This is a genomic window from Marinobacter sp. SS8-8 (assembly GCF_030540945.1).
In the GTDB taxonomy this organism is placed as follows: domain Bacteria; phylum Pseudomonadota; class Gammaproteobacteria; order Pseudomonadales; family Oleiphilaceae; genus Marinobacter.
Map to the genome: position 1 here is coordinate 262,153 of NZ_JASSVN010000001.1, position 20,624 is coordinate 282,776.

18 protein-coding genes are annotated in these 20,624 nt (G+C 58.2%); 12 read left to right on the forward strand and 6 right to left on the reverse strand.

Features of this window, described 5'->3' with window-relative positions; all coding sequences use genetic code 11:
• Nucleotide 1: 1 nt before the first annotated feature.
• From mreD to QPL96_RS01135, 3 genes are read right to left on the reverse strand one after another with little or no spacing between them, the layout of a single operon-like run.
• Nucleotides 2–478 carry a rod shape-determining protein MreD gene (gene mreD, locus QPL96_RS01125; protein WP_303285013.1) on the reverse strand — a complete coding sequence of 159 codons (477 nt, stop codon included), beginning with the start codon at nucleotides 476–478 and terminating at the stop codon, nucleotides 2–4.
• Entirely contained in the window at nucleotides 478–1,374 is an 897-nt protein-coding gene (gene mreC / locus QPL96_RS01130; protein ID WP_339750720.1) for a rod shape-determining protein MreC, read from the reverse strand. Before mreC ends, mreD begins: the two co-directional genes overlap by 1 nt.
• A 29-nt stretch (nucleotides 1,375–1,403) precedes the next feature.
• The gene (locus tag QPL96_RS01135) at nucleotides 1,404–2,444 is read right to left on the reverse strand and encodes a rod shape-determining protein (RefSeq protein ID WP_070973515.1); all 1,041 of its coding nucleotides are present in this window, start codon (nucleotides 2,442–2,444) and stop codon (nucleotides 1,404–1,406) included.
• 373 nt (nucleotides 2,445–2,817) lie between these two features.
• Here QPL96_RS01135 and gatC point away from each other — a divergent pair, with 373 nt between their 5' ends.
• Genes gatC through gatB form a run of 3 tightly spaced genes read left to right on the forward strand, consistent with a single transcriptional unit; the run spans nucleotide 2,818 to nucleotide 6,106 of the window.
• Nucleotides 2,818–3,105, forward strand: coding sequence for an Asp-tRNA(Asn)/Glu-tRNA(Gln) amidotransferase subunit GatC (gatC, locus tag QPL96_RS01140; RefSeq protein WP_008170132.1), 288 nt, complete (start codon nucleotides 2,818–2,820; stop codon nucleotides 3,103–3,105).
• A gap of 59 nt (nucleotides 3,106–3,164) precedes the next feature.
• Entirely contained in the window at nucleotides 3,165–4,622 is a 1,458-nt protein-coding gene (gatA, locus tag QPL96_RS01145) for an Asp-tRNA(Asn)/Glu-tRNA(Gln) amidotransferase subunit GatA (protein WP_303285014.1), read from the forward strand.
• A 32-nt stretch (nucleotides 4,623–4,654) separates the two neighbouring features.
• Nucleotides 4,655–6,106: an Asp-tRNA(Asn)/Glu-tRNA(Gln) amidotransferase subunit GatB gene (gene gatB, locus QPL96_RS01150; RefSeq protein WP_303285015.1), complete on the forward strand. Its 1,452-nt coding sequence runs from the start codon at nucleotides 4,655–4,657 to the stop codon at nucleotides 6,104–6,106.
• Between the two features lie 309 nt (nucleotides 6,107–6,415).
• On the opposite strand, the gene rimO is transcribed toward gatB, so the two are convergent.
• On the reverse strand, nucleotides 6,416–7,768 hold the full coding sequence (gene rimO / locus QPL96_RS01155; protein ID WP_303285016.1) for a 30S ribosomal protein S12 methylthiotransferase RimO: 1,353 nt from the start codon (nucleotides 7,766–7,768) through the stop codon (nucleotides 6,416–6,418).
• Nucleotides 7,769–8,083: 315 nt separating this feature from the next.
• Here rimO and QPL96_RS01160 point away from each other — a divergent pair, with 315 nt between their 5' ends.
• From QPL96_RS01160 to cysN, 3 genes are all read left to right on the forward strand, one after another.
• Nucleotides 8,084–8,494: a PilZ domain-containing protein gene (locus QPL96_RS01160; RefSeq protein ID WP_303285017.1), complete on the forward strand. Its 411-nt coding sequence runs from the start codon at nucleotides 8,084–8,086 to the stop codon at nucleotides 8,492–8,494.
• Nucleotides 8,495–8,632: 138 nt separating this feature from the next.
• Entirely contained in the window at nucleotides 8,633–9,541 is a 909-nt protein-coding gene (gene cysD / locus QPL96_RS01165) for a sulfate adenylyltransferase subunit CysD (protein ID WP_303285018.1), read from the forward strand.
• A gap of 59 nt (nucleotides 9,542–9,600) precedes the next feature.
• Nucleotides 9,601–11,259 (forward strand): sulfate adenylyltransferase subunit CysN, encoded by a 1,659-nt coding sequence (gene cysN / locus QPL96_RS01170; protein WP_303285019.1) that lies wholly within the window; start codon nucleotides 9,601–9,603, stop codon nucleotides 11,257–11,259.
• Nucleotides 11,260–11,325: 66 nt separating this feature from the next.
• On the opposite strand, the gene QPL96_RS01175 is transcribed toward cysN, so the two are convergent.
• Complete coding sequence (locus QPL96_RS01175) at nucleotides 11,326–12,537, reverse strand: alginate export family protein (protein ID WP_303285020.1); 1,212 nt, start codon at nucleotides 12,535–12,537, stop codon at nucleotides 11,326–11,328.
• Between the two features lie 620 nt (nucleotides 12,538–13,157).
• Between QPL96_RS01175 and QPL96_RS01180 the strand changes: the two genes are divergently transcribed.
• From QPL96_RS01180 to lnt, 6 genes are all read left to right on the forward strand, one after another.
• Nucleotides 13,158–14,174, forward strand: coding sequence for a nucleoid-associated protein (locus QPL96_RS01180; RefSeq protein WP_303285021.1), 1,017 nt, complete (start codon nucleotides 13,158–13,160; stop codon nucleotides 14,172–14,174).
• Nucleotides 14,175–14,338: 164 nt separating this feature from the next.
• On the forward strand, nucleotides 14,339–15,685 hold the full coding sequence (gene miaB / locus QPL96_RS01185; protein WP_303285022.1) for a tRNA (N6-isopentenyl adenosine(37)-C2)-methylthiotransferase MiaB: 1,347 nt from the start codon (nucleotides 14,339–14,341) through the stop codon (nucleotides 15,683–15,685).
• 445 nt (nucleotides 15,686–16,130) lie between these two features.
• Nucleotides 16,131–17,114, forward strand: coding sequence for a PhoH family protein (locus QPL96_RS01190; RefSeq protein WP_303285023.1), 984 nt, complete (start codon nucleotides 16,131–16,133; stop codon nucleotides 17,112–17,114).
• Nucleotides 17,111–17,584, forward strand: a complete 474-nt coding sequence (gene ybeY, locus QPL96_RS01195; RefSeq protein WP_303285024.1) for an rRNA maturation RNase YbeY — start codon at nucleotides 17,111–17,113, stop codon at nucleotides 17,582–17,584. The genes QPL96_RS01190 and ybeY overlap by 4 nt, the downstream gene beginning before the upstream one ends.
• Nucleotides 17,581–18,426, forward strand: a complete 846-nt coding sequence (locus QPL96_RS01200; protein ID WP_303285025.1) for an HlyC/CorC family transporter — start codon at nucleotides 17,581–17,583, stop codon at nucleotides 18,424–18,426. The genes ybeY and QPL96_RS01200 overlap by 4 nt, the downstream gene beginning before the upstream one ends.
• Nucleotides 18,416–19,978, forward strand: a complete 1,563-nt coding sequence (gene lnt, locus QPL96_RS01205; protein WP_303285027.1) for an apolipoprotein N-acyltransferase — start codon at nucleotides 18,416–18,418, stop codon at nucleotides 19,976–19,978. The genes QPL96_RS01200 and lnt overlap by 11 nt, the downstream gene beginning before the upstream one ends.
• On the opposite strand, the gene QPL96_RS01210 is transcribed toward lnt, so the two are convergent.
• On the reverse strand, nucleotides 19,947–20,495 hold the full coding sequence (locus QPL96_RS01210) for a zinc ribbon-containing protein (protein WP_303285028.1): 549 nt from the start codon (nucleotides 20,493–20,495) through the stop codon (nucleotides 19,947–19,949). The genes lnt and QPL96_RS01210 overlap by 32 nt on opposite strands.
• Nucleotides 20,496–20,624 lie beyond the last annotated feature (129 nt).

Below are 20,624 nucleotides of genomic sequence, written 5' to 3' on the forward strand. Positions count from 1 at the left end.
GCTAACCCAGTTTGCGGTTAATGTTGTCCAGCACAATGGAAAGCACTGGCCATACCAGGGCGCTGGTCAGGGCCGGCCAAAGGTAGCTGAAGCCGGCATCCTCGGCACCAATCAGTTGCTTCAGGAAATGTACCAGCATCTGGTTGATCCCGAGCAACAGGAACACTATCAGGCACTGCTGGGGCATCGGGTACATGCGAAGGCGCTGGTGAATGGTGAGCACCAGGAAGGCGATCAGTGCCATGGCCATGGCGTTTACACCGAGGGGGGTAGCCTCAAGAACGTCCAGCAGCAGCCCGAGACACCAGGCCAGCAGAATACCGAACTGGGCCGGCGCCCGGAACGTCCAGTAGAAAACAACCAGCCCCAGCCACTCAGGACGGAACTCGAACCAGCCAACCGGGAACAGGGAAATGCTGAAAACCAGGGCGACAACAACGGACAGTGCGAAAACCGGGTAGCTGATTACCGATAACATCAGTCCTGTCCTCCCTGTGCGGCGTCTGCCTCACCGCTCGCGGCGGTCTCGCCTTCAGCGGCCTCACCGTCGGGCGATGTCGATGCTTCCGGCGGAAACACTACCAGCACCAGACGGCTCTGGTTTAGTTGCGCTTTCGGCGTTGCCTCGATGGAGGCAAACGGCTCACCCGGCTCCTTGGAAATGCGGCTTACTTCTGCCACCGGGTAGCCCCGGGGGAACCGGCCACCCAGGCCGGAACTTACCAGAAGATCCCCTTCCCGGATGTCCGCGGTGTCTGGCACATGGACCAGATCAAGGGTAACGCTATCGCCGGTGCCCAGCAGGATAGCCCGCAATCCGTTGCGGACCACTTCCACCGGAACGGCGTGGCTGCTGTCAGACACCAGCAGTACCCGAGACGTTAACTGGCTGCTCCGTACCACCTGCCCCATCAATCCGTGCGCATCCAGAATGGCCTGGCCTGGCACGACGCCATCGCGCCGGCCTTTGTTGATAATGACCTCATGAGAGAATGGATCCGGAGAGACACCGACCACTTCGCCCACGATGACGCGGTCGTCCAGCACCTCGGAGGAGTTCATCAGGCGGCGCAGTTCGTTGTTTTCGGAGGCAAGGGCCGCGTATTTCAGGGCGCGCCGTTCCAGGATCATCAGGCGGGCCCGGAGGTCTTCGTTTTCCTGCTGCAGGTCCTTCTTGTTTTCAAACAGCCCAGCCACCCAGTCGGTGAATTCATAGGGTGCATTGCCGAGCCAGTACACCGGAGCCAGACCTGTGGCAATGGTGCTACGCACGGTTGAGACCTTGTCGAAACGCGCATCGGCAACCACCAGGGCTGCCGATACGAGAAAAACGATGAGGAGTCTGAAACCGGGAACAGACCCCTGGACGAAGATGGTTTTAATGTCGAGCCCTCCCCACGGGATTACCCCTCCTGGGAGAACATTCCGATGCCACCCCGGTCAATCACTTCCAGCGCCTTGCCGCCACCACGGGCGACGCAGGTCAGCGGGTCTTCTGCGATGATCACCGGCAGGCCGGTTTCCTCACTGATCAGTTTGTCCAGCCCGCGCAGTAACGCCCCGCCACCGGTCAGTACGATACCGCGCTCTGCGATGTCGGAGGCCAGTTCAGGCGGCGATTGTTCCAGGGCGCTTTTCACGGTCTGGACAATCTGGGCCAGGGATTCCTGCAGCGCATCGAGGATTTCCTCGCTGTTCAGGGTGAAGGCCCTGGGCACGCCTTCGGCCAGGTTGCGACCACGCACGTCGATTTCGCGGATTTCGAGGCCCTCATAGGCGCAGCCGATTTCGTGTTTGATGCGCTCGGCGGTGGAATCGCCGATCAGGCTGCCGTAGTTGCGGCGCACGTAGGTAACGATGGCTTCGTCGAACTTGTCACCACCCACCCGAACGGACTCGGCATAGACAATGCCGTTCAGGGAGATGATGGCGATTTCGGTGGTGCCACCGCCGATGTCGACGATCATGGAGCCACTGGCTTCTTCCACTGGCAGGCCGGCGCCTATGGCCGCGGCCATGGGCTCTTCGATCAGGAACACTTCGCGGGCGCCGGCGCCGAGGGCGGATTCGCGAATGGCTTTGCGCTCTACCTGGGTGGACTTGCTGGGTACGCACACGAGCACCCGCGGGCTCGGGGTAATGAAGCTGTTCTCATGCACCTTGTGGATGAAGTGCTGGAGCATTTTTTCGGTAACGACAAAATCTGCAATCACGCCGTCTTTCATGGGACGGATGGCGGTGATGTTGCCGGGGGTGCGGCCCAGCATGCGTTTGGCCTCTGCACCGACGGCGGCGACCATTTTCTGGGAACCACTGGTGCGAATGGCCACAACGGATGGCTCATTCAGAACGATTCCGCGCTCACGGACGTAAATCAGGGTGTTGGCGGTGCCCAGGTCGATGGACAGGTCGCTTGAGAATAAGCCTCGGAGTCTTTTTATCAACATTCGTGTAGTTTCAACCTGAGAGTTGCAGTCGCAGAGAAAAGATGCGGCAACTTTAGCAGTGAGCACCCCGGCAGGCAAGGCGCGAACCGGCCTCACGCCTTACGGTTCACACATTTACCTTATGGGCTGGGGCCTCCCGCCATTGTTCGAATCTGTTACCATGTCGCTTTAATTTTTTGGCTTGGGTGGAGGGCCGCCCGAAGATTGCCTTTCAAAACACGCTACGAGCACATCCCTGTGCGCTTGTTTCGGGCCGTCCCTGGCCCTCAACAGTTTTGAAAGGCAATCTCCGAGCGACCCCACACTTCAAAAGCGCCTTCAATCTCGAAAGATTTATTACCGACATTTTATTTACCTGGGAGGCTAATGCGTGACCATTTCCCGTGAGGACATTGAGAAAGTCGCTGTGCTCGCCCGCATTCGTGTGGATGACGAGCAGGTTTCGGCTCTGGAGAAGGATCTGGGCAATATCCTGGATCTGGTGGATCAGCTGGGGGCGGCCGACACCGATTCAGTTGAGCCCATGGCCCATCCGCTGAATGCGGTCCAGCGTCTGCGCGCTGATGAGGTAACCGAGACCAACCAGCGGGAGGCGTTCCAGGCGATTGCGCCGGCTACCGAGAACGGGCTTTATCTGGTTCCCCGAGTGATTGAATAAGCCATCGAATGATTCATGGGAATTGAACGATCTGACGAACAGCGATTTCAGGATTCATCATGCATAACAAATCCGTAGCAGAGCTTTCCCGGGAACTGGGCAGCGGCCAGGTGTCCAGCGTGGAGCTGACCCAGCATTTTCTCGACCGCATCAGGCAGGAGGATGGCAAGTACAACAGTTTTATTAGCGTGACCGGGGAGCAGGCGCTTGCCGATGCCAGGGCGGCGGATGAGCGGCGGGCGGCGGGGAATGCGACGCCCTGGACGGGGGTTCCGTTTGCCCACAAGGATATTTTCTGCACCAGCGGTGTTCGCACCACTTGTGGCTCGAAGATGCTGGAGAATTTTGTTCCGCCTTACGATGCAACGGTCACCGCGAATTTCCGCCAGGCGGGTGCGGTGTGTCTGGGCAAGACCAACATGGATGAGTTCGCCATGGGGTCCTCCAACGAGTCCAGCCATTTTGGCGCGGTGACCAATCCATGGGGGCTTGGCCAGGGTGAGAAGCGGGTGCCGGGTGGTTCTTCCGGCGGTTCCGCGGCGGCGGTCTCGGCGCGGCTGGTGCCTGCGGCTACGGCGACGGATACCGGCGGCTCCATTCGCCAGCCGGCGGCGCTGTGTGGCGTTACCGGGCTGAAGCCGACCTATGGCCGGGTGTCCCGATACGGAATGATTGCCTTTGCCTCCAGTCTTGATCAGGGCGGTACTATTGCCCGCAGCGCTGAGGACAATGCGCTTATGCTGAATGTGATGGCGGGCTTTGATCCGAAGGACTCGACTTCCATTGATCGAGAGGTGCCGGATTACACCGCCACCCTGAACGAGCCGTTAAAAGGTCTGAAGATTGGTTTGCCGAGGGAGTATTTCAGTGACCAGCTCAGCCCGGCGATGGAGCAACAGGTTCGCGATGCGGTAACAGAATACGAGAAACTGGGCGCCACCGTGAAAGAGGTATCCCTGCCTAACGCCCGGCTTGCGATTGCCGCCTATTACGTGATTGCGCCGGCGGAGGCCTCCGCCAACCTGTCCCGTTTTGACGGGGTGCGTTACGGCTACCGCTGCGAAGATCCGAAGGATCTGATGGATATGTACACCCGCACCCGTGCCGAGGGCTTTGGCACCGAGGTGAAACGTCGGATTCTGGTAGGCACTTACGCTCTGTCCGCCGGGTATTTCGATGCCTACTACCTGAAAGCCCAAAAGGTTCGCCGCCTGATCCAGCAGGATTTCATCAATGCCTTCAGGGAAGTGGACGTGCTGATGAGTCCGACCACGCCCTCCCCGGCCTTTATCCAGGGCGAGAAAACCAGCGACCCGGTGACCATGTACCTGGAGGATGTGTTCACCATCGCCATCAACCTGGCGGGCATTCCGGCCATGTCGGTGCCGGCAGGTTTCGTGGATGGTCTGCCGGTGGGGTTGCAGATTATCGGGGATTACTTCTCCGAGGCCCGCTTGCTGAACGCCGCCCATCAATTCCAGCAGGTGACCGACTGGCACCAGCGTGAACCGCAATAAGTCCGGGACAGGCCCAGAACAGGAGAGCAACCATGCAGTGGGATATTGTGATCGGGCTGGAAATTCACGTTCAGCTCGCCACCAAGACCAAGATTTTTTCCGGCTCCAGCACCGCCTATGGCGCCGAGCCCAACACCCAGGCCAATGCCGTTGACCTGGCCATGCCCGGTACCCTGCCCGTACCCAATGAGCAGGCCTTCCGCTATGCGGTGATGTTTGGTTTGGCGGTGAATGCCCAGATTGAGCGCCGCTCGGTGTTCGAGCGCAAGAACTATTTCTACCCGGACCTACCCAAAGGCTACCAGACCACCCAGCTGGAGCGCCCGATTGTCGGCCCCGGCCACGTGGACATTGAGCTGGCGAACGGCGAGACCAGGCGCGTTCGGATTCACCACGCCCACCTGGAAGAGGATGCCGGCAAATCCCTTCATGAGGATTTCCACGGTATGACCGGTGTGGATCTCAACCGGGCCGGCACGCCGCTGATCGAAGTGGTCACCGAGCCGGATATGACCAGCGCAGAGGAAGCTGTGGCCTTCGCCAAAAAACTGCACGGCATCGTGACCTCTCTGGGCATCTGTGACGGCGATATGTCCCAGGGCTCCATGCGCTTCGACGTGAACATCTCCCTCAAGCCAAAAGGCTCGGACACCCTCGGTACCCGTACCGAAACCAAGAACCTGAACTCTTTCCGATTCATGGAACAGGCCATTGCCCACGAAGTGGAACGACAGATGGACATCCTCGAAGACGGCGGCAGGATTGTGCAGGAAACCCGCCTGTACAATGGTGATCGGGACGAATCCCGCTCCATGCGCACCAAGGAAGAAGCCAACGACTATCGCTACTTCCCCTGCCCGGACCTATTGCCAGTGGAGATCGATGACTCATTCATCGAAGAGGCTCGAAACAGCCTGCCGGAACTGCCGGACGCGCGCAAAGCCCGCTTTATGGAGCAGTACGGTCTGAACGACTACGACGCCGGCCTGCTCAGCGGTGACTCAAAACTGGCCGCGTTCTTCGAGGACGCCGCCAGCCACGGCAAAGACGCCAAGCTCGTGGCCAACTGGATCCAGGGCGAATTTTCCGCCCGCCTGAATGCCGAGGAGAAAACCGTTGCCGACTCCCCCATTACCGGCGCCCAGTTGGGTGACCTGGTGGTACGGATTGCCGACAATACGATTTCATCCGCCGGTGCGAAGAAGGTGTTCGAGGCGCTTTGGTCTGGTGAAAGCGACAATGTCGACGCCATCATTGACGCCCAGGGCCTGAAGCAGGTGTCTGACACCGGTGCACTGGAGGCCATGGTGGACAAGGTTCTGGCCGGCATGCCGGATCAGGTAGCCCAGTACCAGAATGAGGAGGACCCGAAGAAGCGCAAGAAGATGCTTGGAGGCTTCATGGGGCCTTTGATGAAGGCCTCCAAGGGTCAGGGGAATCCCAAGCTGTTTAACGAGATATTGGTTCGCAAGCTTGGGGGGTAAGCCTTGGGCTTTGGGTCGTGGTTTTTTGGCTGCGGCCCTAGCCTTCTTTTCCTGGAGTTAACGCACGGGAGGGTGGAGCCTTCCCGCGCTGTTAAACTTCTCAGCTATAGTCTGCTGTCCGACCTACCTTTATTCCTGTCGACTATATCCGGGCTTTCTGACGCGTTGGTGAGAGGCTTCTCCCAAAAATGTTGGAGGCCAAGGATGGCCGGAAACAAGCGCACATGGACGTGCTCGTAGCGGTTTTTGGGAGAAGCCTCTCACCAACGCCTCCCCCGAAACCATCGGGCTAGGTGCCCACCCCAAAGGCTACCGAACAAGCCGGGCCCAAAGATCATGCTCATCGGCATGCTCAACCACGGCCTGAACAATCTCACCGGGCACAAGATCCGTCTCATCGTTTAGGTAGACCATCCCGTCAATCTCCGGCGCATCGGCTTTGGAACGGCCGATGGCGCCTTCTTCGTCCACTTCGTCGATCAGAACGTCGATGGTCTGGCCGATCCTGGCCTGCAGGCGGGCGGCGGAAATCTTCGCCTGTTTTTCCATGAAGCGGGCCAGGCGTTCTTCTTTTATTTCTTCAGGTACTGCACCTTCCAGTTCATTGGCCTTGGCACCTTCCACCGGGCTGTATTTGAACGCACCCACGCGGTCCAGCTGGGCTTCGTCGAGCCAGTCCAGCAGGTACTGGAAGTCTTCCTCGGTTTCACCGGGGAAGCCGACGATGAAGGTGGAGCGAATGGTCAGCTCGGGGCAGATGTCCCGCCATTTGCGGATGCGCTCCAGGGTTTTGCTGTCGTGGGCCGGGCGTTTCATGGCCCTGAGGACTTTCGGGCTGGCGTGCTGAAACGGGATATCCAGGTACGGCAGGATCTTGCCTTCGGTCATCAGCGGGATGATGTTGTCCACATGGGGGTAGGGGTAAACATAGTGCAAACGCACCCAGACGCCCATTTCACCCAGGGCCTCGCACAGGGCCTGCATCCTGGTTTTCAGTGGGCGACCCTGCCAGAAGCCGGTGCGGTATTTGGTATCGACACCATACGCAGACGTGTCCTGGGAAATCACCAGCAGTTCCTTGACGCCGGCATCCACCAGGCGCCGGGCTTCATCCATCACCTCGCCGATGGGCCGGCTCACCAGATCGCCGCGCATGGAGGGGATGATGCAGAAGGTGCAGCGGTGGTTGCAGCCCTCGGAAATTTTCAGGTACGCATAGTGCCTCGGGGTCAGCTTGATGCCCTGGGGCGGAACCAGATCGGTGAACGGGTCGTGTTGCTTTTTCTGGGGCACGAACTGGTGAACAGCCCCAACCACCTCTTCGTAGGCATGGGGACCGGAAACCGCCAGAACGCCGGGGTGGGTCTCGCGGATCCTGTCGGCTTCGACTCCCATGCAGCCGGTGACGATGACTTTCCCGTTTTCACTGATGGCCTCACCAATCGCATCCAGGGATTCCTGCTTGGCAGCATCAATAAAGCCACAGGTATTCACCACCACGATATCGGCGTCGTCATAGGTGGGGACCACGTCATACCCATCGAGCCGGAGTTGGGTGAGGATGCGCTCCGAATCCACGAGGGCCTTGGGGCAGCCCAGGCTGATGAAGCCGACCTTGCCATGTCCGGTTTCCGTAGCGGGGTTCTGGGTGTTGTCTGTCATAAAAAGCTTGGGGTTCCCGGAGCTCAGAAAAAGCCCACAAATGAATGAAGGCCGGCATTTTACACTAGCCAGGGTGCCGCCTGCAGCAAAAGACGGACTGGCATTTCCAGTGGATAATACTGACAGGCGTCAATTTTTGTGACGCTTCGTTCAGAAAGGTTTAATAAAACTGCCACAATAAGCGGCAGACTTCTTGCTGATCACAAAGTAAACAATTACACTTTCATGCGCTTATCATGAGTTTAAGCGTTTTTCTGGAAGGGATTTATGGGAAAGGCAGCCTCATTCGTAACCAGACACGCCAGAAGAGTCAACATGAAACCTGTCGCCGCCAAACTGAATCTGCGCAACCAGCAGCGGGTGGACGTAGCCACCGACATCACCCTTGAAAAACCGGACGGCTGCTGCCTTACCTGTTCGATTTCCAATCTTTCACGCACCGGCGTGATGATTTCCTGCAATCAGGAAACGGTGAAGCGGTTGATTCCAGAGCAAAAGGCGCCTGCCCCCGGCAACTGGATTGCCGTCAAAGCCCGGTTCTCGGTGCCCGTCATTGCCACGCAACCGGTTTCCATTGTTGCAGACGGCAATATCGTTCATATGCGCCGGATTGCCAGAGATGAATTCCAGCTAGGCATCCAGTTTGCCGAATTCGAGGGCAACGGCTTCGACTATGTCGACCGCTACGTTGCCAAACTACTGGCCGACTCCCGCAATCCAACCTAAGCCCGGCGCCCGCCACCTGCTATATTGTTATAGCGTCAATGTCTATTTGAGCGTCTTCTTATGCCCTTGCTGGCTCTGGTATAGTTGCGCTATCAATTCGCATAGCCACAACGGCCCGCACGGCGGCAACGGATTACCATGACCACATACAACCTTACGCACCTGAAACAGCTGGAAGCGGAAAGCATCCACATCATCCGGGAAGTCGCAGCCGAGTTCGACAACCCGGTGATGCTGTATTCCATCGGCAAGGACTCCGCGGTAATGCTGCACCTGGCCCGCAAGGCCTTTTATCCGGGTAAACCGCCCTTCCCTCTCATGCACGTGGACACCACCTGGAAATTCCGGGATATGATCGACTTCCGGGACCGCAAGGTGAAGGAATACGGTCTGGACCTGATCGTTCACAAGAACGAGGACGGCATCAGACAGGGTATTGGCCCATTCACCCACGGCAGTGCCAAGCACACCGACGTAATGAAAACCCAGGCTCTCAAGCAAGCCCTGGACAAGTACAGGTTTGATGCGGCGTTCGGCGGCGCCCGCCGGGACGAAGAAAAATCCCGGGCCAAGGAGCGTGTGTACTCCTTCCGCGACGAATACCACCGCTGGGACCCCAAGAACCAGCGCCCCGAGCTCTGGAACATCTACAACGGCAAGATCAACAAGGGCGAAAGCATTCGGGTATTCCCGCTGTCCAACTGGACCGAGCTGGATATCTGGCAGTACATCTACCTGGAAAATATCGAGATCGTTCCCCTTTATTACTCCGCGGTGCGCCCGGTAGTTGAGCGCGACGGCACCCTGATCATGGTGGACGACGACCGAATGCCGCTGAAAGAGGGCGAGAAGCCGATGATGAAATCCATCCGCTTCCGTACCCTCGGCTGCTACCCGCTGACCGGCGCCATTGAATCCGAAGCCACCACGTTGCCGGAGATCATCCAGGAAATGCTGCTGGCCACCAGTTCCGAGCGTCAGGGTCGCGTTATCGACCATGATTCAGCCGGCTCCATGGAACAGAAAAAGCGGGAAGGCTACTTCTGAAACAGGGGTCAGATGAAAACCTTCATCTGACCCCGATTTTATCTCCAAGGGTTCCAAGCATGTCACATACATCAGACCTTATCGCCGAAGACATCCAGGCCTACCTGAAACAGCACGAAAACAAGGAACTCCTGCGCCTGCTTACCTGCGGCAGCGTGGACGACGGTAAAAGCACGCTGATCGGCCGCCTGCTCCATGACACCAAGATGATCTATGAGGATCACATGGCCAGCCTGAAAACCGACAGTGCCAGGATGGGCACCACCGGCGAGAAGCTGGACCTGGCCCTGCTGGTGGACGGCCTGCAGGCGGAGCGCGAGCAGGGCATCACCATTGATGTTGCCTACCGGTATTTCTCCACCGACAAGCGCAAGTTCATTATCGCCGACACCCCGGGCCACGAGCAGTACACCCGGAATATGGCCACCGGCGCATCCACAGCGCAGGTTGCGATCCTGATGATCGATGCCCGCCACGGCGTGCTGACCCAGACCCGCCGGCATTCCTACATTGCATCGCTGCTGGGCATCCGCCACATTGTGGTCGCCATCAACAAAATGGATCTGGTGGATTTCAGTGAAAAGCGCTTCAACGAAATCCGGGACGACTACCTGGCGTTTGCCGCCAAACTGGGCCTGAAGGACATTCGCTTCGTGCCGATTTCCGCCCTGGAAGGCGATAACGTGGTGAACAAGAGCGAGAACTCGCCCTGGTTCACCGGCCAGCCGCTGATGGAAATCCTGGAAACCGTAGAAGTCGGCCGGGACAAGAATCTGGAGCATTTCCGCTTCCCTGTTCAGTACGTAACCCGCCCGAACCTGAACTTTCGCGGTTTCTGCGGCACCATCGCCTCCGGCGTGATCCGCCCGGGCGAGAAAGTCATGGCACTGCCCTCCAGGCGGACCAGCACGGTGAAAGAGGTGGTGACCTTCGACGGCACCCTTGACGAAGCCTACATCGACCAGGCGGTCACCCTCACGCTGACCGACGAAATCGACGTAAGCCGTGGCGACATGCTGGTGAAAGCGGAAGATGAGCCTGAAGTCGGCAACCGTTTCAATGCCAACATCGTGTGGATGACCGACGCACCGCTGGAAACCGGCCGCCTGTATGACATCAAGCTCGGGCCCACCTTTACCTCCGGCACGGTGAAAAAGATTCACCATCAGACCGATGTAAACAGCCTGGAAAGGAACGAGAATCCTTCTGCCCTGCAACTGAATGAGATCGGCCTGTGCGAACTGACCCTGAACCAGCCGATTGCCTTCGATGCCTACCAGCGGAATCACGCCACCGGCAGCTTTATCGTGATTGACCGGCTGACCAACGTCACCATCGGTGCCGGTATGGTGGCGGGCCTGGCGGATGCCGGCGAGTCCCTGGACCCGGTGTCCGCTGAAGAACGCGAGCGACGCCTGGCCCAGAAGCCTGCGATCATCGCGTGCAATGGCAAGCAGGCATCGGCCCTGGCACTGGCCCTGGAACGGGCGCTGTTTGACCAGGGTAAAACCACCATCGTGCTCAGCGAAGACAATGCCGGCAACGCTGATGATCGCCGCCGCTCCGCGCAGGTGATCAGCGCCCACGGCGTCATTGCGATTGCGGTAAACCTCGGCTCGGACATCGCCTCGGCTTCCATCTTCGCAGACGACAGTGAGGAAATTGCAGGCGCGGTCAGCAAACTGGTGCAAGACCTGGTGCGCAACAAGCGAATCTGAGCTGAATGACGGAGGAAAGGCCCCGCCGGCAGTGTATGCCGCCGGGGCCTTTTTCCGATATCAGCTTCAGAACCTGGCACCCAGAGTCAGCCAGAGCTTGTCGGTATCCACTTTTCCTGCTGCTGCATCTCCGGCCATGTAGCGAGCGTATTTAATACCGGCTGAGTAGTTCTCGGCAAACTTGCGCTCATAGACCATATCAAGCTCGCTACCCAGGTCACTGGCACCGCCAGGCGAGTCACTGGCGGTGAAATCATGATACTTGAGAGTCAGGCCGCCGCCTGCCACAGGAGCCTTTACGCTGACCGACGCGTCTTCCAACCCGGCCAGCGGGGTGTTCAAGAACTGGTCGGCCCAGCCGTTCTGACCGTGCAATGTTGCCAGTGGTGTTGAGAAACCATAGTTGCCGTTATCCGACCCAAGTACTTCAAGGCCCGCTGAAACAATGACCCCAGCAATATCAATTCCCGCATTCAGTTTGTAATACTCGGCATTAAAATCAGCACCGCCCGATTCCGACTCCTGAATCGCGTATTCGGCTTCGTAGATTATCCCCAGCGACTCAAGGTCCTGCCGGCCAACATAACGAAGCCCGAAGGTGTCGAGCGAGTTCTCGATGCCTTCGTCGATTTCCAGCAGATAGGCATAGCCGGTCAGCTTTCCGAGGGACGATTGATAGGCAACATTGAGTATGTGATCCCTGGACGGCAGATCCTGGCTCTCGGCAAAGATGCGGTTCCGCTGACTCAGATAGGCATAGTCTATTTCAAGGTTGCCTGACGGGGTGTAGGTCAGGCGGGCGGCATCAAAAGTCTGGCGATCCTGGCGCCAGCCAACATCGCCAATAAACCGGTGGTTGTCATAAGTTATGACCTGACGCCCGAATCGACCGGTTATATCTCCGAGCCTGTACTTGAGATAGGCCTGATCCAGCTCTGTTGTCTCGGGATCGGCAATAACAGAGTAATTTGGATTCTTTCCCAGCGTGTCATTGTAGCTATCAAGCCCAGCCACGTTCCGAACGTCCTCAAATTCGACAAGTCCGGATAATCCATTGTAATCCGCAGTACGATAGCCTAGGCGGGTCCGCAAAGTCAGACTTTCCGCGTCTCTGAGTGCATTGTCCTGTTGCACCTGTTCGAAACGCAAGCGAAGGTCTCCGTATACCTTGCCCTTACTCAGAGCTTCATGAAACCCGGTCTGTGTGGCCTGCACTGAGCTGCTCATCAGGGCAACCGCTATCGCTAATCCGGCCTTTTTCGTTATCACGCGCTGCATTGCTGTTCTCCGTTTCTGTTAAATCCACCGATCATGAGGAGACCGCCGAATAATTCAGGGCCGCCTCACTGACCATTTGCCCAAAAAAAAAGCGCCTATTGAACCGAAGAAATCTCCGGGTCAATCAGCGCTTTTGCTTGAGTGACCTATTCTACGAGAATTGTGTCGCTCTGCACAACGCGACGCTTCCCGCTGCCCTGAACCCAAGCATGGATTGCGCCAATTCCTGTTCAGGCCTTTATCCTGGCGCTCCCGACCCTGTTCCCAGTCTCTCCCAACCGCGAGCCCAATCCTGCCAGGCCTGAAAACCGCCCCTTATTCAGGCACAGGCACAGACATGGACCAGTCAAGGTGCCGGTTCCGAAGGCGGTTTCAGAGCTGAAAAGGCGACATTGTGAAGTTCGCACCTGTCAAAACCGGCCTTGAACGATATTGCATCAGGATGGCTGGAAATTTGGATTTCCGCGCTTTTCATAATAAGCTGCCGCTCCTTGGGCTATGGCCTTCCCAACCCTATCACTCACTACGCAACCCATTGGATTTGACTGGCTTTACCGTCCCGATGAAACGCTCATCATGGACGCTTTTCAGCCAGGACAACGGCAACAGGGCAATTAACCATGGCAATCAAACACCTGAGGTCTGCCTTTTTCACGCATTTCCAGCCGGACCAGGCAGCCCATCTCAGTGCCGGAGACTCACTGAGGGAGCCCGGCGGCGATTACGAGGGGCTGCTCAGGCAGATGAAGCGACTGTTCAACAGCAAGCCGGGGAAGAAATACGGCCGCTTCTCCGAGGATACGGGCGAATCACCACTCAGCGCCTGGCTCGGGGATTATCTCAGCGACCGGCAGACCTTCGGTTCCCTCACCGGCCGCCTGTTCAGCCAGTGGCAGGAACTGCTGACTGGCAGCCAGGAGGAACACCATGGCCACCTTATGCTCGTCCATGAGGCCCTCGCCGATTCCGAGGTGATATACCTGCTGGTGCTTGAGACCGACAGCGCCCTGCGATTCGATGGCCGGCAAGCGCTTGATACGATCGAGGTCCTCAGTCTGTCCCGGCTTAATCTGGCAATGAGGATTGAGCTGGATGACTGGCGGGGCGACCAGAGGAGTGAAAACTACCTGACTCTCGTCCATGCCCGCGGCACCGGCGAGACCGGGGATCACTTCATCCGGCTGTGCGGGTTCACCAACCAGGTGGATGTCGAAAAGGAGACGCTGACTTTTCTCGACGCAGTGGAGGCCTTTGCCAAATCCTCCGAACCGGAGAAAGCCGGCGAGGTTCGCAACAAGGCTTACGAATTCTGCAAGGAACAGCATGCCCTGGGTGAACCGGTGGAAATCGAGGCACTGTCCGGCTATCTGGACGAAAACGAGCCGCAACGTTTCAGGGACTTTGCATCGAAAACCGCAGAACTTCCGGAGAGCGGCGTACTGCACCCGGACCACCGCAAGGTGAAGAAACTGGTGCGTATCGCGGGCTCGGGCGGCGGCATGAGCGTGTCGTTTTCATCCGACCTGGTGAATCAGGCGGTCTATTACGACCGGGACAAAGACGCGCTGACGATTACCCGGCTTCCCAGGGCGTTGCGGGAGCAGTTGCAGCGTTACCTGGAGGCTCGCGGGGAGTGAGGCTTTCGAGGTGGCCGTCCGACCTGTCGAGAAGAGCGGTAACAAGGCAAGACAAAGGTGGTTGAAGAATGAGCACCTCGTTATAATACCCAGTTACTTTTTGCTGGCGCCAAGTTTCAGCCACCCAATTCCCGGCGCAACATCCACCAGATTACGTGAGACCCATGGCCAGAAAGCTGTACATCAAAACCCACGGCTGTCAGATGAACGAGTACGACTCTGCCCGCATGGCAGACCTGCTCAAAACCGGCGAAACCGTCGAAATGACCGACTCGCCCGATGATGCCGACATCCTGTTGCTCAACACTTGCTCGATTAGGGAGAAAGCCCAGGAGAAGGTTTTCCACCAGCTCGGCCGCTGGAAAAAGCTCAAGACCAAAAAGCCTGACATGATCATTGGTGTTGGCGGCTGTGTTGCCTCCCAGGAGGGCCAGGCCATCCTCGACCGCGCACCCTACGTAGACATGGTTTTCGGCCCACAAACCCTGCACCGACTGCCGGACATGATTGCCGAAGTCCGCACCAAGGGCAATGGCGTGGGCGTGGTGGACGTCAGCTTTCCGGAAATCGAGAAATTCGACAATCTGCCCGAACCCGGCGCAGACGGTCCCTCTGCGTTTGTGTCCATCATGGAAGGCTGCAGCAAATACTGCACCTTCTGTGTTGTGCCCTACACCCGTGGCGAGGAAGTCAGCCGCCCGGCGGACGATGTGATTGCCGAAGTCGCGCATCTCGCCGGCCAGGGCGTTCGGGAAGTCAACCTTCTCGGCCAGAACGTCAACGCCTACCGCGGCGAGACCCACGACGGCGACACCATGGACCTGGCGGAACTGATCGAGCTGGTTGCCGCCATCGATGGTATCGACCGTATCCGTTACACCACTTCGCACCCGGTGGAGTTCTCGGATGCGTTGATCGACGTCTACGAACGCGTCCCCGAGCTGGTCAGCCACCTGCACCTGCCGGTCCAGAGCGGTTCTGATCGCATCCTGGCCGCCATGAAGCGTGGCCACACGGCACTGGAGTACAAATCCAAACTCCGCCGCCTGCGCAAGCTCCGGCCGGACATCAGCTTCTCCTCGGATTTCATCATTGGCTTCCCCGGTGAAACCGAGAAGGACTTCGAAGACACCATGAAGCTGATCAGCGACATCGGCTTCGATATGTCCTTCAGTTTCGTCTACAGCGCCCGCCCGGGCACGCCAGCCTCGGATCTGCCGGATGAGACCCCGATGGCGGTCAAAAAGCAGCGTTTGAGCATCCTGCAGGACCGGCTGAACCAGAATGTGATGGACATCAGCCGCAAAATGGTTGGCAGTACCCAGCGGATTCTGGTGACTGGCCTGTCCAAGAAGGACCCCGGGGAGTACGCGGGGCGTACCGAGAACAACCGGATTGTGAATTTCCGGCATGAGAATCCGGAGGTTGTGGGGCACTTTATCGATGTCGATATTGTTGAGGCCTATCCCAACTCTCTTCGCGGTGTGCCCGTGAACTCGGAGTTTTACTAAAGCTCGGATCCTATTCGTCTTGGGTTTGGCGTTTGGCGAGCGGTGGGGCTCCCCTCCCAAAAACCGCTACGAGCACCTCCATGTGCGCTTGACGTCGGCCATCCTTGGCCGCCGACATTTTTGGGAGGGGAGCCCCACCACTCTCCGGCGGCTGCACACCCGTCTGCTTGGTACAAACTGCGCATTCGTAGGTTGGATTAGACAAAGTCGTAATCCGATCTACTTGTATTTTAGCATTCGGGCCTGCACATAGAATGATCAGGGCAAGGGCCGGGCGGACTTTCCAAAAAACGTGGAGCGCCAGGGATGGCGCGACCGAGCCCTACAGGGATGTATTCACGGGCGTTTTTTTGGAAAGTCCGCCCGGCCCTTGCCCGTTAACCGAACACCAGAAACACGTACTCCCAAACAAGAAACCATGGGGAGTAAACGAAACGGAGCACTTTTGAACGCCAACGATCACAGACAATTTGACCTGCACCCGGTGGACCAGCGTCGGCTGGCGACGCTTTGTGGCCAGTTCGATGAAAACCTGAAGATGATTGAAAAGCGCCTGCATGTGAAAGTCGGCAGGCGGGGTCATCATTTCCGGGTTGAGGGTGAGACCGAGCATGTAGCGGCGGCCGTTGAGGTTATCCGGCATCTGTATCGGGAGACCGAGGCCACGGATGACATTCCGCCGGATACGGTACATCTGTTTATCCGGGAAACCGGCTTTGAGCGCCTGCCGGAAGACGTGCCCTACGATGGCGCTGTCACGGTGATCAAAACGCCCAAGCTGCAGGCCAAGCCCAGGGGCGCAAACCAGCAAAAGTATGTTCACAACATTCGCACCCACGATATCAACTTTGGCATCGGACCGGCCGGTACCGGCAAGACCTGGCTGGCGGTTGCCTGTGCGGTGGAGGCCCTGAAAGACGAGCAGGTAAAGCGGATTCTGCTGGTCCGGCCCGCGGTGGAGGCCGGCGAGAAGCTGGGGTTCCTGCCGGGGGATCTGGCTCAGAAGGTGGATCCGTATCTGCGCCCGCTGTACGACGCCCTGTATGAAATGCTTGGCTTTGAACAGGTGACCCGGCTGATTGAGAAAAGTGTGATTGAGATTGCACCACTGGCGTTCATGCGCGGCCGCACACTGAACAACTCGTTTATCATTCTCGATGAAAGCCAGAACACGACCCGGGAACAGATGAAAATGTTCCTGACCCGGATCGGCTTTGGTTCAACCGCCGTCATTACCGGTGACACCACCCAGGTGGACCTGCCCCGGGGGCAGAATTCAGGGCTGATTCATGCCGCCAGCGTGCTCAGCAAGGTGCCGGGCATCGGCTTTACCCGGTTTGAAGCGAAAGACGTTGTGCGTCACCCGCTGGTCCAGCGCATTGTGGAAGCCTACGATTCTTTTGACGACGGGAGCGCGACCGGCCAGTGAGCGAGGTGACAGTAGACTTTCAAAAGGTTTTCGAGGCACCCGGGGTTCCACCGGAACGCGCGTTTCAGGAATGGGCGCGGTTGGCCTGGCAGGGGGAGGATCCGTGCGAGGTAACGGTGCGCATTGTCGGAACCGAGGAGAGCCAGGCGCTGAACCGCCAGTATCGGGGCAAGGACAAGCCAACCAATGTGTTGTCCTTCCCATTTGAGCCGCCAGCCGGTATAACGGTGCCATTGGCCGGAGATCTGGTGATCTGCGCGCCTGTTGTTGAGGATGAGGCCCGGGAGCAGCGGAAATCCCTTGACGCGCACTGGGCCCATATGGTGGTGCACGGCATGTTGCACCTCCAGGGTTACGATCATATTGAAGACGAAGATGCCGATGTCATGGAAGCCCTCGAAGTCCGGTTGCTGGCACAGCTCGGATTTGGCAATCCCTACCAAGCAGAGGAAACGGAAAAAGACTCATGAGCGACGATCAGTCGAGTCGCAGCCAGGGCAGCAAGTCCTGGCTGGAACGTATATCACAGGCCTTCTCCAGCGGGCCTGAGTCCGTCGAGGACGTGCTGGAAATCCTGCGGGACGCCGAGTCCCAGAACATCATCGACGCCGATGCCATGAGCATCATCGAAGGTGCCATGCAGGTGATCGACATGCGGGTGGATGAAATCATGATTCCCCGCTCCCAGATGGTCACCGTCAAGGCATCCCAGGACCCGAAAGAGTTTCTGGCAGAAATCATCTCCTCTGCCCACAGCCGCTTCCCGGTGATCGGCGACAGCCAGGATGACGTGATCGGCGTCCTGCTGGCCAAGGACCTGCTTCCCCTTGCCCTGAGCAACGACCTGAACTGGAACCGCATCCGGGAAATCCTGCGGCCGCCAACCTTTGTTCCCGAAAGCAAGCGCCTGAACCAGCTTCTCAAGGAGTTCAAGGAAAACCGCAACCACATGGCCATTGTGGTGGACGAGTATGGCGGCACCGCCGGGCTGATCACCATTGAGGACGTGCTTGAGCAGATTGTCGGGGAAATCGAAGACGAGCATGACTTCGATGAGGAGACCCACATCAAGGCACGAGGCGATGGCAGCTACGCGGTCAAGGCGGTAACGCCGGTCGATGATTTCAACGAATTCTTCGAGACCGAATTCGACGAAGAAGAGTTCGACACCATCGGTGGGGTGGTACTCAAGGAGTTCGGACATCTGCCCAGACGGGGCGAATCGGTTGAATTCGGTGGCTTGGGCTTTACTATTGCCAACGCCGATAACCGTGTCATCCGTCTGTTGCAGGTAACCCGCAGTGAGCAATGACGTTACAAACGCCAAAGTCCTGAATACCCCGCTATCAACCAACCGCTGGCTCGGCGCGGCAACCCTCGTGGTTGCCGGCGCCCTGCAAACTCTGACCTTTTCCCCGTTCCAGCTCTGGTGGCTGGGGCCGGTCTCGGTTCTGCTGATTCTGCTGGTTACCATTCCCCTGGCGCCGCAGCAACTGTTCAGGGCCGGATGGCTTGTCGGCCTTGGTCTGTTTGGCAGCGGTGCCAGCTGGGTGTATATCAGCATCAGTGAACACGGCAACACGGCGATTCCCGTCGCCATCCTGCTGACCGCCGCCTTTGTGGCTGGCCTGGCACTGTTCCACGGCCTGGCGTTCTGGCTCTGGGGCAAGCTTGCAAAGCACAGGGCCATCCGCCGGCTGATCCTGTTCCCGGCTATCTGGGTTCTGGGGGACTGGCTCCGGGGCTGGTTGCTGACCGGCTTTCCCTGGCTGTACCTGGGTACCGCTCATACCGACGGCCCGCTTGCCGGCCTTGCGCCGGTAACAGGCGTCCACGGCATCACTTTCTGGATTACTGCAACCGGCGCTGCACTCTACGCGGGCTGCTGGCTGGTTAAACAGCTGAGACCGGTCGCCGCCGGTGTAACCCTGGTGATTGCGCTGATTCCGTGGCTGATCGCCCCGGCCATGAACCGGATTGACTGGACCCAGCTCAGCACCCAAGCCACAACCGTTGCCGCCATTCAGGGCAACATTCCCCAGCAGATCAAGTGGGATCCGGAATTTCTCAAAGACCAGATTATGACGTACCTGGGCATGACAGAAGGCCACTGGAACACAGACCTGATCCTGTGGCCGGAAACGGCCATTCCCATTCCACAGGATCAGGCCGGCAAAATCATCGAGCACATCAGCACTGAGCTCGGCGAGAACAGCACACTGATTACCGGGATACCCTGGTACGGCTTCAGTGACCGTCTTGAGGACTTCACCTATCACAACAGCATTATTGCGATTGGCAATGGCGAGGGCATCTACCACAAGCAGAAGCTGGTCCCGTTTGGTGAATACGTGCCGTTGCAAAACCTGCTCCGAGGGCTGATCGGGTTCTTCAACCTGCCCATGAGCGATTTCAGCCCGGGCCCGGCCCGGCAGGATCCGCTCAGGGCAAATGGCACCAATATCATGCCGTTCATCTGTTACGAGGTTGCCTACCCGGATTTCGTCGCCTTCAACGCCCGGGGTTCCGGCCTTCTGCTCACCATCAGTAACGATGGTTGGTTCGGGGATTCCATCGGACCACTGCAACATCTGCAGATTGCCCGAATGCGGGCCCTGGAAACCGGCCGCTATATGCTCCGGGGCACCAACAACGGCGTCACCGCGATCATTAACCACCGGGGCAGGCTGACCGAGACCATCCCGCAATTCGAGCGCGCCACCCTGACCGGCGAGGTATACACCGCCAAGGGCAGTACGCCTTATATGCAAACCGGTTCCTGGCCGGTACTGACGCTGGCGGCCATCCTGATTGTGTTTGTCCGGGAGCGGATCATTCCTCCCGTTTCGGCCAGCGGCTCGTAACCCGCTCGTAGTAGTGGGAACCGCAGGCTTCGCAGGGCTCGAGGTGGCTGGTGGCTGTCAGGCAGCGCATGTGGCCACAATTCAGGCACTGGAACATACCGGCGGTGGCCACTTCGCCCGAGATGTACTGGCCAACTTCCTTGCTTTCCAGTTTCTGCTTGAGCTCCAGGAAATCGACCACAGTCTTGTCAGCAACCGAGAACAGGCTGTCCGCCAACTGGTGCTCCAGCAAGGCAATATCAAGCTGCAACCATTCACGCAAGCCTTCACCGGTTTCCTCGACGAAGTGCAGCAGGTGCTCAAGATCCCGCTGCAGATAGGCTCCCAGAAGATCCGCCTCTTCCCGGGTCATCTCCTCCAGTTCGTACTCGAACTCGACGGCTTTGCGTACTTCGTCCTCCAGCGTTTGCAGCGAGGTTTCCTCTAATTCATGGAGACGCGTTTTCACCCGCTCCAGCATTCGGTCATACACTTCCAGGGCTTTTCCTGAGAGATGGCTTCTTTCTGGTTTTGTCATAACTGCTCCTTCAAACGAACCTCGGGGTTCCAAAAAACAAGCGTAAATCCGGACAGTTGGGGCAGGAGCCAGGCTGTGTCAGGCCCTTCCGGGACACGCTGTGAATACGTCCATGTACGCTTGACTGCA

What these genes read in the sequence shown, in the direction of transcription:
- mreD (WP_303285013.1), bottom strand. Translation starts at nt 478, where the DNA reads ATGTTATCGGTAATCAGCTACCCGGTTTTCGCACTGTCCGTTGTTGTC.
- gatA (WP_303285014.1), top strand. Translation starts at nt 3,165, where the DNA reads ATGCATAACAAATCCGTAGCAGAGCTTTCCCGGGAACTGGGCAGCGGC.
- gatB (WP_303285015.1), top strand. Translation starts at nt 4,655, where the DNA reads ATGCAGTGGGATATTGTGATCGGGCTGGAAATTCACGTTCAGCTCGCC.
- rimO (WP_303285016.1), bottom strand. Translation starts at nt 7,768, where the DNA reads ATGACAGACAACACCCAGAACCCCGCTACGGAAACCGGACATGGCAAG.
- QPL96_RS01160 (WP_303285017.1), top strand. Translation starts at nt 8,084, where the DNA reads ATGAAACCTGTCGCCGCCAAACTGAATCTGCGCAACCAGCAGCGGGTG.
- cysD (WP_303285018.1), top strand. Translation starts at nt 8,633, where the DNA reads ATGACCACATACAACCTTACGCACCTGAAACAGCTGGAAGCGGAAAGC.
- cysN (WP_303285019.1), top strand. Translation starts at nt 9,601, where the DNA reads ATGTCACATACATCAGACCTTATCGCCGAAGACATCCAGGCCTACCTG.
- QPL96_RS01175 (WP_303285020.1), bottom strand. Translation starts at nt 12,537, where the DNA reads ATGCAGCGCGTGATAACGAAAAAGGCCGGATTAGCGATAGCGGTTGCC.
- QPL96_RS01180 (WP_303285021.1), top strand. Translation starts at nt 13,158, where the DNA reads ATGGCAATCAAACACCTGAGGTCTGCCTTTTTCACGCATTTCCAGCCG.
- miaB (WP_303285022.1), top strand. Translation starts at nt 14,339, where the DNA reads ATGGCCAGAAAGCTGTACATCAAAACCCACGGCTGTCAGATGAACGAG.
- QPL96_RS01200 (WP_303285025.1), top strand. Translation starts at nt 17,581, where the DNA reads ATGAGCGACGATCAGTCGAGTCGCAGCCAGGGCAGCAAGTCCTGGCTG.
- QPL96_RS01210 (WP_303285028.1), bottom strand. Translation starts at nt 20,495, where the DNA reads ATGACAAAACCAGAAAGAAGCCATCTCTCAGGAAAAGCCCTGGAAGTG.